A 15,977-nucleotide genomic window follows, 5' to 3' on the forward strand; every position below is an offset into this window, starting at 1 on the left:
TTTCATAGAGTGATTATGACCTCAATGAGTTTGGTTGACAAGTCTGTTTTAAGGCTGAGCGACAATAGCTGACGCCTGATATCCACGCCCTAGAAGGGAGATGGTTTTACGGCGCTTTTTGATAAAAAGTCAAATTGGTTATTTTAAGCGCTAAGCCAGTGTAAAGTGTAAGTCTTACTTCTAAATCGCTCATAACTTTAATAATACATTGAAACAGCACAATTGTAGTAGGCTATCGTATTATTATTTCAGCTATAACGCTCAGTTGTGCCCTAAAAGCATGTTCAATACTGACGACTTTAATACCACCCTTTGGATAATACGTATGAATACTCGCGCCGCCTCTTTGTTAAAGATTACGCTTGGTACCTCTTTATTATTATCTTTGCCTATAATGGGAGTCGCCGCCAACACGATGCCACAAAAGTGGAAACTGGACGTGCCTAAGACCAGTGCTGATTTTGAGGTCAAGTATTTAGGCAAGGCGACCACTGACGGTAAGTTTCGTAAAGTAAATGGATCGATCAATTATGACGTCAAAAAGCCTGAGAGTACGACCATTAATTTTACCGTGCATACCGATAGCATCGATACCGAGCGCAAGCTACGTGACTCTTTTTTGCGCCGTAAAGAGCTGCTCAATACGCAGCAATATCCGACGATGACGTTTGTCTCAAAAAAGATCAAGATGATTACGCCGAAAGAAGCCAATGTCACGGGCGACTTTACCGCTTTAGGTCAAACCAAACCGTTAACGGTAAGAGTGACTTTATCTGATGTAGAGATTGACCCCGCCACCTCTCAACCGACGTTAAAGTTTCGCGCGACAGGTATGGTCGATCGCTATAGCTATGGAGTGACAGCTTTCCCGAAACTGATTAGCAATATCATCCCCCTTGAGATATCAGGGAAGCTGATTGCAGCCAATTGATTAAGTGACAAAAAACCCAACTTAGAATTTCTAAGTTGGGTAGATAACACCATAGATTTTTAAGACGATACTTACAGAAACGCTTAATTATTTAAAAATATTATGACCTAAAAATGACTCGAAAATCGATTAAATATTAAAAATATATTTTCTAACGTTTTTAGTACTGCCATATTTGCTCTTCTGCTATACCAGTCTTATCTATTTTATTTCTTCTCTTCTGAATTTTAGTATCTATTTTTTCCTGCTTTTTCATTGCCTTTTGGTTGATATCGTCTATCATTGCTTGAATCTTCTTATCAACTTTGGCCTGTTCTTTTTGACGCAGCTTGTCTACTTTATCCAGCTCTTTTTGACGCACCTTGTCTATTAATCAACGTGCCAGTACAAAACAGGTACACGTCCTTAAGCTCGCTTTAAATTAGCAAAATAGATATAACACTAACCACGGTCAACTAAAAAAACACATTAAGCTTGGTTATAGGGCGGCTGGTCGAACTTTGCGTTACCATTTAACGACTCATGGTGCATTAAGTCTCGACACTAACCTACCCAGCAATCTATTTACAGGGCTTTTTATAATATTTCAAAACCAAAAGTTAATCACAAAAAAAAGAGCCACCATATTTTTCTAGTAGCTCTTTCTTGTTTAAACGCTAACTAAGTTAGGTTTATTAAACCAAACTATTCACCGCATCAACCACCGCTTCCGTAGTAATACCAAACTCTTGATATAGCTCCTCAGCTGGCGCGGATTCACCATAAGTCGTCATACCAATGACTTTGCCATCTAGACCGACAAACTTATACCAGTAATCGACGTGTGCTGCTTCTACCGCTACGCGGGCGCGGATATTAGCTGGCAATACCGCTTCACGGTAGCTAGCATCTTGCTCTACAAAAATCTCGGCACATGGCATAGAGACGACACGGACGCCAACGCCATTTGCGCTCAATGTTGCGTGCGCTTGCATAGCAAGACCAACTTCTGAACCTGTCGCGATGATAATCGCTTGTAGCTCACCTTCCTCTTTCGCTAACACATAGCCACCTTTAGCGATGTTAGCGACTTGCTCACTATCACGTGCTTGATGTGGCAAGCTTTGACGGCTAAAGATCAATGCTGATGGATTGTTTTCGGACTTAATCGCTTCAACCCAAGCGCTAGCAGATTCGGTCGCATCACACGGACGCCATGTGCGTAGATTTGGTGTGGTACGTAAGCTCGTTAATTGCTCAACTGGCTGATGCGTCGGGCCATCTTCACCCAGACCGATAGAGTCATGAGTATAAACATGAATCACACGCTGCTTCATGAGTGCGCCCATACGTACCGCATTACGCGCGTATTCCATAAACATCAGGAAGGTTGCCACGTAAGGGATAAAGCCGCCATGCAACGCGATACCATTGGCAATCGCGGTCATACCAAACTCGCGCACGCCATAATAGATATAGTTGCCATCGCTATCTTTTTCGATGCCTTTCGCACCTTTAAATAGCGTAAGGTTTGAACCTGCCAGATCCGCTGAACCGCCCAACAATTCTGGTAGTAACGGCTGTAAGGTATTGATCGCATTTTGACTGGCTTTACGACTGGCAACATCACCGCCCTGCTCTTGCGTTTGCTGAATATAGGCTTGTGCTTGGCTTTCAAAATCCGCTGGCAATTCACCGTTTAAGCGGCGTAGTAGCTCGCTTGCCAATTCTGGATAGGCTTTTTTATAGGCTTCAAAGTCCGCATCCCAGTTCTTTTGCTGTACGTCGCCTTTAGCTTTAGCATCCCATGCTTCATAGATTTCGTCATCTAATTCAAACGGCGCATGAGTCCATGCTAAAGCGTCACGGGTCAAGACGATTTCATCATCACCAAGCGGCGCACCATGACTAGCTGCTAAGCCTTGCTTGTTCGGGCTACCCGCACCAATCGTCGTTTTACAAATAATTAAGCTTGGCTTAGCGGTCTCAGCAATGGCTTGCTCAGTGGCTTTGGTAATCTCATCGGTATCGTGACCATCGACTTTGATGACCTGCCAGCCATAGGCCTCAAAGCGCGCTTGCGTATCATCAGTGAACCAGCCTTCGACATCGCCATCGATTGAGATGCCATTATCATCATAGAAAAAGACCAATTTGCCCAAACCTAACGTGCCAGCCAATGAGCAAACTTCATGGCTGATACCTTCCATCAAGCAGCCATCGCCTAAGAACGCATAAGTATGATGGTCAACGATGTTATGGCCGTCACGGTTGAACTGCGCCGCTAGTGTCTTCTCTGCAATCGCAAAACCAACGGCATTGGCAATACCCTGACCTAGTGGACCCGTTGTGGTTTCAATCCCTGGCGTATAGCCAAGTTCAGGATGGCCTGGAGTTTTTGAATGCAGCTGACGAAAGCCTTTTAAATCATCAACGCTGACATCATAGCCTGATAAATGCAGCAAGGAATAAATGAGCATCGAGCCATGACCGTTTGATAGTACAAAGCGATCGCGGTTGTGCCATTGCGGGTCAGCAGGATTGTGCTTTAAAAATTTGCGCCACAATACTTCGGCAATATCAGCCATGCCCATCGGCGCGCCTGGGTGTCCAGAATTGGCTTTTTGAACCGCGTCGAACGACAGTACACGGATGGCATTGGCAAGTTTGCGTTCATTAATTGGGGTCGGCATAGAGTGTCCTAATATTCGAATGAAAAGTATGGAGCATAAGAGAAAGGGTTACTCAGAGGGCAATCCATCAGAAATACGACAAAAATACAATGGATGTCATCAAAAGATAGACTATAAAATCACATGCAATATTAACATATTTGCCATCTGGCAATCTAAAAATGCGCTGACAGAAGCGTTTGTATTTAACAATCATTCGTATCAGTTTTATTAAACCAATACGTATGAAAAAACCGCGAGTCAGCAACCAACCCGCAGTTTAGATAAAAAACTAAATCATTAAGCTAAAATGGTTTCAACTCCGCCCATGAACGGACGCAATACTTCAGGAATGGTGATACTACCATCAGCATTTTGATGATTTTCCATCACTGCCAATAACGTACGACCGACTGCCAAACCTGAACCATTTAGCGTATGCGCTAGGCTGGTTTGCTTGCCATCTTTAACGCGCGTGCCCATACGGCGAGCTTGGAAGTCGCCACAGTTTGAGCAGCTTGAGATTTCACGATAAGTATCTTGGCTTGGCAACCACACTTCGATGTCATAAGTTTTTTGAGCGGCAAAGCCCATATCGCCAGTACATAGTTTGACCACACGGTACGGCAGATTCAACTGCTGCAAAATGTACTCAGCTTGTGCCGTCATCGCCTCAAGTAAGTCATCTGATTGCTCAGCGGTAGCGATATTGACCATCTCAACTTTTTCAAACTGATGCTGACGGATTAGACCACGGGTATCGCGACCATGCGAGCCCGCTTCACTACGGAAACATGGCGTATGGGCGGTAAATTTTAACGGCAGCTCTTTGATATCCAAACGCTCACCGCGTACCAAGTTAGTCATGGGCACTTCGGCCGTTGGAATCAGATAAAAATCTGTACCTTCGTTATTGGTATGATTGGTCAATTTAAACAAATCATCTTCAAACTTCGGCAATTGACCCGTACCTTTTAAACTCTCAGCGTTCACAATATAAGGCACGTAGGTTTCAGTATAGCCGTACTTGATGGTATGGGTATTGAGCATAAACTGAATCAAGGCACGATGCAGTTGCGCAAGCTGACCTTTTAAGACGTTAAAACGGCTACCAGTCAGCTTTGCAGCGGCTTCGAAATCAAGCATACCTAGCGTCTCACCAATATGAGTATGGTCTTGAATCTCAAAATCAAACGCGCGCGGCGTTCCCCATTTGCGCACTTCGACGTTATCATCTTCTGATGTCCCGACTGGCACATCGGCGGCTGGGATATTTGGGATTTGCATAGCCGCTTGGCTAATACGCTCTTGCAAGGTACGCAGCTCATCTTCAGCTGTCTTAATCTCACCGCTGACACTTTGCATCTCAGCCAACAGTTCGCTGGCATCTGCGCCCGATTTTTTTAGCGCACCCACTTGCTTAGCACCGGCATTACGACGCGATTGCAGCTCTTCGGTTTTGACTTGCAAAGACTTACGTTCGTTTTCGATACTTTGCCAAAACGCCATATCAAGCGCATAACCACGCGTGGCCAGCTGCTGTTGTAAATCCGTTAAATCACCGCGTAAGAGTTTTGGGTCAATCATAATAGTTGCCTGTAGCGCCAAAAGTGAGTAAGAAATAAAAAGGGAAAATAGTAGCCAAGTATAGTGCTTAGATATCACTAGCCATAAATGAGATAAAACAAAAAATAGCGCGCAAAGCCTTATAAAACCACTATAAAGCTTTGCCATAAGGCCACGTCAATCTGAATAATAAATAATAGTCACTATCATACCAATACCGAGCAGATTTGACCATGTTTTGGCTATATTTTGCCACAGTCTAGCACTTTCTTTGCACAAGCTTTATGGGTTAAATAACAAATAATAAAAGTCACGCCATGCTCTTATACATCAAGTTCTCTCATTGACCTTAGTATAAATAAGGATGCTATCTGAAAAATAACCGAACTATTGGTCGACAGACCCGCTTATATGTTTCATTTAAGAGCAGTTTTCGGTAAGATAAGCGCATATCTTTATTCTACTTTCCGCCAAGCATCGCTAAGTATGGCATCGCAGCCTCGCTTTGGCGCTTTTCATCCCACGCTTTTAACATACGTATCTGAGAAACCTTTATGGCCCTGTACCCCTACACCCTTCAACCTGTCGCCTTAAACCTAACCGAGGCCGAATTTCATCAAGCCCAATATGAGCTATTTGCCAGTGCCAGCCCGTCGTTTGGTCTGTCGAGTATTAAGATGAAAGAGTGGATTATTATGGCGGTCGTCGTCATATTAGCCATCGCAGGCTTGGTTTTTTTAACTGGTTATTCGACCATTATCTTTTGGTTGATGCTAGCGGCGGTGGTCATTTATCTATTGGTACGTACCCTTGGCTTTAAATGGTATGTCAAAAAAGAGTTTGAAAAACAAGTTGCTGACCAAGAAATGCCTGATGAGATGCGTCAAATGAAATTGGGCGTGCAAAAGCATGGTCTGGTCATGGCAATGCCGGTCAATCAGCCTGATATGTTTAATAGCAATCAGATGCGCGGTATGCAGATGCGTGCTGGTAGCACTCAGCAGGCGGTCATTCCTTGGAGCGCCGTCAAAAGCTGGGATGAAACTGATGACTATATTTTCATGATGTTTGAGCTAAAAGGTCAACAAGGCAGCCAAATCATTCCTAAGCGTTTACAAACGCAAAAATTCCCAATCGATACCGTACGTCAGCACCTACAAGAAGTCATTGCTGTTAAAGGCTTAAACCCTGAAAACTTACAGCCACCTGCAAAACGTTAAAAGTGGCATTTAGATTAATGGGATTGGTCGTTTTTTATAATTCAGCATTAAACTTGTATAGGTGTTGGCTTTATAAAATAGCATGAATAGCGTGGATACTGTGATTTTATAATTCTATAAAATCAATCGCAGCCTTATATTAATTAAATTTAACTTATCATAGTATCTTTGCTATTATAATAAGCATAAACAGACAAGGTATAGAGACCTAAAAACCTGTAGAAGATATATAACGAGCATAGCAATGCAGGAGATGACTTGCTACACTCTTAGACTTCTACATTTGCCTTAGATGATTAAGTCTAAGTTTATAAAAATAACCAGTCTCTTAAATCAACACTCAAACTATAAGGATAATATTATGAGTAATACTAATAATGCAACCAACCAAATCGGTCTAGAAAAAGCAGATATGAGCGAAGTGATTGATAAGTTAAACGATCTACTATCAAGCTATCATATGTTTTATATCAACGTACGTGGTTATCACTGGAACGTAAAAGGTGAGCATTTCTTCACCTTGCACCCACAGTTCGAAGAGCTATATACCAATTTGCAAGTAGAAATTGATGAAATCGCTGAGCGTATCTTAACCTTGGGTGGCACGCCACTGCATGCTTATAGCGACTTTAGTCAACATACCAACATTCAAGAAGATAAAAACGTTAAAGACGGTAATGCTTGCGTGCAAGGTGTGGTGACTGGCCTACAATCGCTGATTGAAGAGCAACGTGAAGTATCAGCATTGGCAGAACGAGCGGAAGACCAAGGCACCGCAGATTTAGTTGATGAGTATGTACAACAACAAGAAAAGCTGATTTGGATGTATAACGCTTTTTTGGCTAAATAACGGCGAAATAGATAAAGCAATCTGTCAGTAAATTGGCTTATTAGTTGAATAAATAGTAAGTAAGAAAAAAGCACCTAATTTAGGTGCTTTTTTTATGCTTCTTTACCAATGACTACTTATTTTCCAATGACTTTACTTCTCAATCCACTGACGTATTTTTTCACGCTCGGCTGGTGTTGCTTGTAACCAAAGTTGCATAAACTGATCTAAAGTACTGGTAGAAGTAGCAGCGCTAGTCGTTTGTGTAACTGTGGTCACAGCACCTGTATTGACAGTGCTGGCAGTAGGTTGGCCTAACGCGGCAATGGCACGTTGGTTTTGTAGCTCAGCATCATTTGCGCCGCCAAATACACCGCCCAATGTTTTACCCAAACCTGATAGCAAACCACCTTGACTACCCTCTAAAGCTTGCTGACTGGCAACTACCGTATTATTCTGTTGCACCGCTAGGGTCGGACGCTTTGCATACTCTTTTGCTGCTTCATATTTTTCTGGCTGATTTGGCATAACGAGACGATAGGTCTGATTGTCTTTCAATTCTGCCGTCACACTCACATTACCCGAGCGCAAATAATCGTGCTCATCACGGCGCAAGTTATATAAGCGATCATATTTAGCGGTAATCGCATGCTGACCAGGCTCTAAGGTAAACGACTTCGTCAGCGGCTGAAACGGGCTTTGCTGGATTTCTTGCCCATTGATAGCGGTCACTTTGATATGGTCATCAACAAGCAGAGTCACTGCCGCGTGCGATAACATAGATACTGAACCAGCAGCAATCAATAAGGAGCCAACAGTCAGTTTTTTTAGCAAAGAAGCGTTTGGTTTCATAAGTTATTCCAAGGATAGTAAAGTAGCGGTATAAAGGGCGTGTCTATGAACATTAAAAACTAATTATTAAAAGCTAAAGGTCAAAAAACGAAAGGTTAAAAGTCGAGCGGCATGGTATGTTGATCTTGATTAGCGACCTCATTGTCACCTTGCGTTTCTTGGGCGATATCAGCAAGCTCGGCGGCGAGCGTCTGCTCATCAATCGTGCGCAGCGCATCGCTAATGACCGCTTTGGATATATTACTACGACCAAGGTTAGAAAACATCGGCTGAATGTAATTTAGGACGTCCATCATAGCGCCGATACGATGCGGCCCTTCGGTGAGTAAATGATTGATAATACGCTCATCAAACTGCCAACCGCGGCGGCGTAGGATAGATTGTAGCAAAGCTTGACGGTCTGCCAAATCATGACCGGTTGGCACTTTAAAGCTTGGTGACTGCGCCAAACGGGTGAGGAGATCTGTTAACTGAAACGGTAATTCGGTCGCAGGTTTGTTGGAGGCAAAAATCAGCTGCCGTTGTCCTTCTCGGCTACGATTAATTAGGTGAAATAAGGCTTCTTGCCATTGGCTGCTTTGCTCAAGCACTTCTAAATCATCAATCGCAATCAAGGAAAAATTTTCTAAAGAAGATAGAACATTGACATCGGTATGAATCAGCTCATTTAATGACAGACAAATCGCGGATTTGTCCATCTCGATAAACGACTCACAGATGGCGGATAATAAGTGCGACTTGCCCGTCTCTGGGCTGCCAAATAGGTACAGCTGACCTATCAGGCCGACATGTAGCTGCCGCACTGCATCGATAATAGACATCCAACCTGGACCGGCAAAGTCGCTGAGACTCGCATCATGCTTAATGTCCAGATTGAGACTTAGCTGTGCTTCTGCCATGAATCATCAACTCGGTTTGCGTAGCGCAATCACTAAAAAGGCTAAACGACTAATATTCTGTAAACTGGCTTTGCTAACTTTCACATTTAGCAAATGCCAACCTAATAACGGTAAATACCGTTAATACTGCGCCTATATATAACATATTTGCAAAATGACTGACAAGTCTTTTACCCATTAAGCCCAATCTATCATTATTCATAGAATGTCTGGGCGATTTATTTTTCTTCAAATAACGCCAATTGTTTACGGCCTTTATAAAAGTCAGTCGATTGATAATAGGCGTATAAATGACGGAATAAGACATTAAGCACAGCGGACACCGGTAGCGCAATCAGCATACCGACGAAACCTAATAAGCTTGCCCCTGCCAATACGGCAAAAATAACCCATAACGGCGATAAACCGATTTTGTCGCCCAACAATAACGGTTGTAAAATATAACCCTCTGCCGCTTGTCCGACCAAAAACGCGCCAACCACTAAGGCTAGATAAGTCCAGTCTAAACCAAATTGGAATAAAGAGGCGATAATCGCGGCGATAAAGCCGATACCAAAGCCTAAATACGGTACGAAGCTTGCGATACCAGCCACCATACCAATAATCAAACCAAGCTCAAGCCCAATAAGTTGGAGCTGTACAGCATAAATGACGCCTAATAATACCATGACCAATAATTGACCTTTAATAAATGCCATCAATGCTTGATCGCATTCTCGAGCAATGGCAACCACCTTTTTGCAATAAGGCGCCGGAATTGCCATTTTCCAAGTATGCAGACGCTGATCCCAATTAAATAGGAAATAAAAGGTTAAAATCGGCACGAGTACAATCAAGCCAGCATTATTAATAAAATTCATACTAGAGGCCAAAATTTGGCTCATCATGCTGCTGGCATCAGCGAACTTATAATTGGTCTGCATATAACCAACTAAAGTATCAGAGAAACCTTTGCTTTCTAATTCTGGCAGACGAATACGGCTGTTATTGATAAACCACTCACGTACAACTTGGTTATACCAATTTAATACTTTGGGTAGATATTCCCACGCCGCTTGCAGTTGATGCCATAAAGTCGGTATTAACCACCAAAGCAGCAGCACCATACCAAGCGTAATCGTCGAATAAACGATGATAATGGCTATCCAACGCTTGATATATTTTGATAAACGCTTGACCAGCGGATTAAATAAATAAGCCAGTACAAAAGCCACGACAAACGGCACGATGACCGGCATCATCAAATACAATAAGAATACCGCTATAACAATCGCAACGACGATAAATAAGCGCCGAAAAAAAGGATCTATTGGTTGGTTTATCATGAAGGGTAACCCTACGATTAAGTCTATGTAAAATACTGGCGTCTAATGGTTTGTTCACTGAAATATGTCTTCAGCGGCTTTATATTTGTCATGGTCATTAGCAGCGTCATTGTCGTAGGTTTTGCCAACGACTATGGCGTTCTATTATCGCAGAGTCGAACAAAAAATCAGTCATTTTTTGTTTCTTAATTTTTTATTGTACCTAAGACAGCTTTATTAGCTCTCTTCTGCAAATATCCGCCAAATATTGGCAAGTTGCTTTGCGGCTAAGGGTCATTTTTGGGTATAATGCGCGCACTATCTGCAAAATTAACACGACCGATCCGCTTTTCTACTGACAGACCTTCATTCCTTATAAATTTGTGAGATGACCATGAGTAACAAGCCTTCTTTAAGCTACAAAGATGCTGGCGTTGATATTGATGCCGGCGATGCGTTGGTACAACGTATTAAATCAGTGGCAAAAGCCACCTCTCGTCCCGAGGTTGTGGGCGGACTTGGCGGTTTTGGGGCGCTTTGTCGTATTCCGACTGGTTATACTTCACCGTTGTTGGTTTCGGGCACTGACGGTGTCGGCACCAAGCTCAAATTGGCCTTGCAATTAAACCGTCATGACACCATCGGTATCGACTTGGTGGCTATGTGCGTCAATGATTTATTGGTTTGCGGTGCTGAGCCATTATTTTTCTTAGATTATTATGCAACGGGCAAGCTTGATGTCGATGTAGCGGCAACTGTTGTCACGGGCATTGGCGAAGGCTGTAAATTATCAAATTGCGCGCTCATTGGCGGCGAAACCGCTGAGATGCCGGGCATGTATCAAGATGATGATTATGACCTAGCCGGTTTCTGTGTGGGCGTAGTTGAAGAAGCGGAAGTTATCACGGGTGAAAACGTCAGCGAGGGCGATGTATTAATCGCTCTTGCTTCAAGTGGCGCGCATTCTAATGGCTACTCATTGGTACGTAAAGTCATCGAAGTTAGCGGCGTCGATGTCACGACAAGCGATGAGCAATTAGATGGTCAGCCTATTCAGGATGCACTGATGGCACCGACACGTATTTATGTTAAAGCCATTAAAGCCTTGCAAGATAGCCTTGGTAGCTCAGCCTTACATGCGATGTCACATATTACTGGTGGCGGCTTAACCGATAATCTGCCACGTGTACTACCAGATAATTTAGCCGCTAGCATTGATACGAGCAGCTGGCAGTTCTCAGAGCTATTTACGTGGCTACAAACCCATGGCAATATCGAGCAAAGTGAGATGTACCGCACCTTTAACTGCGGCGTCGGTTTTGTCATCGTTGTGCCTAAAGACAAAGCAGAAGCTGCTATCAAAACCTTAAATGATGCAGGCGAAAACGCTTGGAAATTGGGTGAAATGGTGAGCCGTGAAGCGGACGCCGTGGTGTACCGTTAATGCCAGACGACAATTTAAAAAGCATGGCAAAGCAACCAGCTAAGCCGTTACGCGTCGCTGTTTTGGTATCGGGTAGCGGTAGCAACCTACAAGTATTAATCAATGCCATGCAAGCTGGCGCGCTACCGATTGAGATTGTTGGCGTCATCAGTAACCGTGAAGACGCTTATGCCATCACACGCGCTAATGACGCTGCGATTCCAGTTGCCGTCTTATCTCACGTTGCGAGCGGCAAACGTATGGGGATCAAAACTTTTGAAACCCATGCTAATGCTCAATTAACCACTTGGCAGCCTGATGTGATTGTGCTTGCAGGATTTATGCGCGTATTAAGCGCCTCATTTATCGATAATGCGCCTGCGCCAATGATTAACCTGCACCCTGCTTTGCTGCCTGCTTATAAGGGCCTAGATACCCATCAGCGCGCGATACAAGCGGGCGAACGCCATCATGGCTGTAGTATTCATGTGGTCACCGCCGAGCTTGATGCCGGTGCGGTGTTGACCCAAGCGCTGCTTGAAGTTGATTACAAAGACACTGCGGATAGCCTGCAAGCACGCGTACAAAAAGCGGAGCATCAACTCTTACCGTGGACCCTATTGCTGATTGCTAAGGGTATTATTGACTTAGGTAATCCGCATGAGGATACTAAATCATCTTATCTACCGGCTTTACCGCTAAAGCTATGGTTAGATATTTAAGCTTTTCTAATAAACTAAAAAGCAGAATCCATAACGGGTTCTGCTTTTTTATGCTTAAGTCAAAGATAATATATAGTGAGTGAAAAGTAATATCGATACATCACGCACTGCTGATATCGTCGCGTTTTTAGGATATTTTGACTATATAGCAATAGCAAAAAAATACCTCGTTACTGAATAACGAGGCATTACAAATGATAAATCTAAAGCAGTTCAATCATTAAGCAGGCTTTTTATCAACCACATGTACTGCTTTAATATTGACAAACTCTTTAATACCAAAGCCACCATGTTCACGGCCATAGCCTGAATCCTTCACGCCGCCGAATGGTAAACCAGGATTGACCAAATTATAGCCATTGATATAAACCATCCCCGTATCGAAATGCTGCTGCGCTAAATTGATCGCTTTTTCTTCGTCTTTTGAGAAGATAGCACCGCCGAGACCATAGCGACTATCATTGGCAATACGGAAAGCATCGTCTTGGTCTTTGGCACGAATAAGCGCGGCAACGGGACCAAATAACTCATCTTTATAGGCTGGTTGATCTGGTTTGATGTTCTCTAAAATCGTTGGTGGGTAAAATGCGCCTGGCTTATCAGGTACTTCGCCGCCAATCGTAATGGTCGCGCCTTTACTGACACTTTCTTGTACTTGCTTGTGCAAAGTATCGCGCTGTTTGCTACTCGACATCGGGCCTACGTCCGTCGACTTTTCCATTGGATCGCCAACTTTATAGCTGTTGAATTTTTCGATCACCAAATCTCGGAATTTATCATACACACTATCGACGACGACAAAACGTTTGGCGGCAATACAGGTTTCGCCATTATTATATAAACGTGCATGGGCGCAAGTTGCTGCTGCTAGATCTAAGTCGGCATCCTCTAGCACAATAAAGGCATCATTCGAGCCAAGTTCCATAACCGTCTTTTTCAGTACTTTTGCGGCTTGCTGCGCCACTACTCGGCCAGCGACATCACTACCCGTTAAGGTAACACCGCGTACTTTTTCGTGCTGGATCACTTTTTCAGATTGATCATGATTAATAATTAAGGCACGAAACAAGCCTTCTGGTAAATCAGATTCTTGCATAATTTTTTCAATCAATTGACCTGAGCCAGTCACGTTGGATGCGTGCTTAAGCAGGATACTGTTACCGGCCATCAAGTTAGCAATAGTATAGCGGAATACTTGGTAAGCGGGGAAGTTCCACGGCTGGATACCATAAATAATACCGATAGGGTCATAGCTGATCAGGCCTTTTTTAATGCCTTCGATATCGCGTTCGTCGTCAGCTAAAGCAGCAACGCCTTCACCCGCGGTAAAATCACAAATCGCTTTACATAAATCTACTTCAGCTAAGCTTGCCTCTAAGGTCTTACCACGCTCTTCAGTCATTAGCTTCGCAAGCTCGTCCTTATACTTCAGTAGCGTCTCGCCAATCGAGTTAATGACTTTGGCGCGCTCATCGGCACTAACCAAACGCCATTTTGAAAACGCTTCGTGCGAGGCATCGATGATTTTGTTCACTTCATCATCGCTCATATAAGTGTAATTTTTAATGTCTTTGCCCGTTGCTGGATTCACAGTGGTAATATCTGCCATGATAATTGTCCTTATTTATCTGCTTATTATGTAATGGATACTTATTAAACGAGCCATGATGACTAAGAAATATTCTATCGTTAAGTGTGTCGATATTATCGAATCACTTAACAATGCTCGCTTTAGTTGTCTTTTTTCTTAATGTCCATTTAGCATAACAAAATGCACCAGCGGTAGTTTTACAAGTTATGAAGAAGTGTGCATAAGATGTTAATAGTGTGACGCCATTATAAAAACTGATTTTATTTTAAGAAATTAAATTTAAAGAACCTTTTGATTCAAAGAGCTTCTTAATTTAAAAAAGCTTGATATAAAAATGGAGGCAATAAAAAAACCAGCGCATTTATCATGGGCTGGTTTTTTAAAGGTTGTGCTAAAACAAATGGTTAATGACTGGAATCTCTGGTGGCGGATTCTCTTCTTCGGCGACTACTTGCCGTGCTACATGCATAATCAGCTGACGTAACCAACGATGCGCTGGGTGATGCTGTAACAATGGTGACCACGCCATCGTCAGCTCAAACTCAGGGATAAAGAATGGTGGCTCTTCCATAATGATACTGTCATTATTGGCCTGCATTCTCGCCACCCGCGTCGGCAAGGTCGCAATCAAGTCTTTATTGGCGGCAAGCATCGCTGGCATTTGATAGTGACGGGTAAAGACGCTGATTTGGCGTTTTTGACCTAGGCGTTGCAATGCCTGATCGATAGAACCGAGCCCACCTGATTTTTCTGGATTGACCCCAAAGCCAACGCCCATACCTGTTTTGGACACCCAAACATGCTGCGCCTTGAGATAATTTTTTAAATTAAAACGATTGGCATATGGCCCTTCAGCGGATAACAAACAGCTAAATGTATCGCGCCAAACCAATACTTGGTGGAAACTTTGCGGAATCTCATTAAAACGGTTAATCGCTAAATCTACGCGCCCCTGTTCCATATCACGGTAGGAAACATCAGAGGGCGTCAAGAAATCCAAAATCACATTGGGCGCTTCAGAGCGTAGCGCTTTGACCAGTTTTGGCACCAAAGTCGCCTCAGCATAATCTGAGGTCATAATACGAAAAACCCGCGAGGTACTATAAGGACGAAACTCAGTACGCGGCTCAAGCACTTGCGTCAAATCTGCTAATATCTCACGAATACGCGGCTGCAGCTCAAGCGCGCGTTCGGTCGGCGTCATACCTTCCGATGAGCGCACCAATAACGGGTCATTAAACAACTTACGTAGGCGCCGCAAAATATTACTCATCGCCGGCTGGGTAATGCCGAGCTGCTCAGCTGCACGTGTGACGTTTTTTTCACGTAGTAGTACATCTAAATGTACCAACAAATTCAAATCAACCCGCTGCAAATTCATATCTATTTCTCTTTACCGTAGAATAAATGCCACCATAAGCTTAAAAAAGCGCGGCATCTTCCGTTCTATTATTTTACAAAATTGTTTTGCGACTGCTTAAATCAAGCGTTTTTCTATCTAAATAATTTTAATATACGCTTATTATACCCCAGTTTACCCTGCTTAAGCCATTGTTATATCTATACTATAACCAAATGAAATACCCAAGATAATAATCATAAACTAGATAAATTAGGGTAACCTAGCTATAGTGCTTAGCAAGCGCTGATAAGTCATTTTCAAATCTTATGCCATCAGTACGGCTTTTAACGAATCAATGATGCCTGCTATTTTATCGCATTTTTATACTAAAAGATGGACAGAAAACCTATTACGTAAGCTTTATTATGCAAGCCGTTTTTTATAAATTTGGCGTTTTGCTCGCGGCAGTTTTTAGGCTTGAATTGATGCTATATACGCTTTAGGCTAATAAGTGGTTTAACTGGCAAGCACATCTTAACTAAAACAGCGTCAATTAAATCTAAAAAATAAAAGCTGACCAATAAGACAGGTTTTATTTGCTTTTATAATCATTTTCTTATAGTTTAGTAAAGATTGCTCAGGTAAAA

At 43.0% G+C, this 15,977-nt stretch carries 13 protein-coding genes; 5 read left to right on the forward strand and 8 right to left on the reverse strand.

Annotated elements, in window-relative coordinates:
• Nucleotides 1–325: 325 nt before the first annotated feature.
• Nucleotides 326–931, forward strand: a complete 606-nt coding sequence (locus H9653_RS10445; protein WP_068407059.1) for a YceI family protein — start codon at nucleotides 326–328, stop codon at nucleotides 929–931.
• Nucleotides 932–1,091: 160 nt separating this feature from the next.
• On the opposite strand, the gene H9653_RS10450 is transcribed toward H9653_RS10445, so the two are convergent.
• The 3 genes from H9653_RS10450 to serS form a co-directional block, all read right to left on the reverse strand.
• Nucleotides 1,092–1,292 carry a hypothetical protein gene (locus H9653_RS10450; RefSeq protein ID WP_191692323.1) on the reverse strand — a complete coding sequence of 67 codons (201 nt, stop codon included), beginning with the start codon at nucleotides 1,290–1,292 and terminating at the stop codon, nucleotides 1,092–1,094.
• A gap of 313 nt (nucleotides 1,293–1,605) precedes the next feature.
• Nucleotides 1,606–3,603, reverse strand: a complete 1,998-nt coding sequence (tkt, locus tag H9653_RS10455; protein WP_191692324.1) for a transketolase — start codon at nucleotides 3,601–3,603, stop codon at nucleotides 1,606–1,608.
• Nucleotides 3,604–3,882: 279 nt separating this feature from the next.
• Nucleotides 3,883–5,169: a serine--tRNA ligase gene (gene serS, locus H9653_RS10460; protein WP_191692325.1), complete on the reverse strand. Its 1,287-nt coding sequence runs from the start codon at nucleotides 5,167–5,169 to the stop codon at nucleotides 3,883–3,885.
• 533 nt (nucleotides 5,170–5,702) lie between these two features.
• Here serS and H9653_RS10465 point away from each other — a divergent pair.
• Nucleotides 5,703–6,368 carry a YcxB family protein gene (locus H9653_RS10465; protein ID WP_191692326.1) on the forward strand — a complete coding sequence of 222 codons (666 nt, stop codon included), beginning with the start codon at nucleotides 5,703–5,705 and terminating at the stop codon, nucleotides 6,366–6,368.
• 361 nt (nucleotides 6,369–6,729) lie between these two features.
• Nucleotides 6,730–7,218 carry a Dps family protein gene (locus H9653_RS10470; protein WP_191692327.1) on the forward strand — a complete coding sequence of 163 codons (489 nt, stop codon included), beginning with the start codon at nucleotides 6,730–6,732 and terminating at the stop codon, nucleotides 7,216–7,218.
• Between the two features lie 132 nt (nucleotides 7,219–7,350).
• Here the strand turns inward: H9653_RS10470 and H9653_RS10475 are convergent, their stop codons facing one another.
• From H9653_RS10475 to H9653_RS10485, 3 genes are all read right to left on the reverse strand, one after another.
• Nucleotides 7,351–8,049 (reverse strand): DUF2057 family protein, encoded by a 699-nt coding sequence (locus H9653_RS10475; RefSeq protein ID WP_191692328.1) that lies wholly within the window; start codon nucleotides 8,047–8,049, stop codon nucleotides 7,351–7,353.
• A gap of 95 nt (nucleotides 8,050–8,144) precedes the next feature.
• Complete coding sequence (gene hda / locus H9653_RS10480; protein ID WP_068407080.1) at nucleotides 8,145–8,948, reverse strand: DnaA regulatory inactivator Hda; 804 nt, start codon at nucleotides 8,946–8,948, stop codon at nucleotides 8,145–8,147.
• A gap of 218 nt (nucleotides 8,949–9,166) precedes the next feature.
• Nucleotides 9,167–10,273 carry an AI-2E family transporter gene (locus tag H9653_RS10485; protein WP_191692329.1) on the reverse strand — a complete coding sequence of 369 codons (1,107 nt, stop codon included), beginning with the start codon at nucleotides 10,271–10,273 and terminating at the stop codon, nucleotides 9,167–9,169.
• A gap of 373 nt (nucleotides 10,274–10,646) precedes the next feature.
• Between H9653_RS10485 and purM the strand changes: the two genes are divergently transcribed.
• On the forward strand, nucleotides 10,647–11,696 hold the full coding sequence (gene purM / locus H9653_RS10490) for a phosphoribosylformylglycinamidine cyclo-ligase (protein WP_191692330.1): 1,050 nt from the start codon (nucleotides 10,647–10,649) through the stop codon (nucleotides 11,694–11,696).
• On the forward strand, nucleotides 11,696–12,397 hold the full coding sequence (purN, locus tag H9653_RS10495) for a phosphoribosylglycinamide formyltransferase (protein WP_225211723.1): 702 nt from the start codon (nucleotides 11,696–11,698) through the stop codon (nucleotides 12,395–12,397). Before purM ends, purN begins: the two co-directional genes overlap by 1 nt.
• A 220-nt stretch (nucleotides 12,398–12,617) precedes the next feature.
• Here the strand turns inward: purN and H9653_RS10500 are convergent, their stop codons facing one another.
• Together H9653_RS10500 and H9653_RS10505 are read right to left on the reverse strand one after the other, a co-directional pair.
• Nucleotides 12,618–14,006 (reverse strand): NAD-dependent succinate-semialdehyde dehydrogenase, encoded by a 1,389-nt coding sequence (locus H9653_RS10500; protein WP_191692331.1) that lies wholly within the window; start codon nucleotides 14,004–14,006, stop codon nucleotides 12,618–12,620.
• Between the two features lie 373 nt (nucleotides 14,007–14,379).
• Nucleotides 14,380–15,369 carry a LysR family transcriptional regulator gene (locus tag H9653_RS10505; protein ID WP_068407091.1) on the reverse strand — a complete coding sequence of 330 codons (990 nt, stop codon included), beginning with the start codon at nucleotides 15,367–15,369 and terminating at the stop codon, nucleotides 14,380–14,382.
• Nucleotides 15,370–15,977 lie beyond the last annotated feature (608 nt).

This window comes from Psychrobacter communis, from assembly GCF_014836505.1.
Lineage (GTDB): Bacteria > Pseudomonadota > Gammaproteobacteria > Pseudomonadales > Moraxellaceae > Psychrobacter > Psychrobacter faecalis.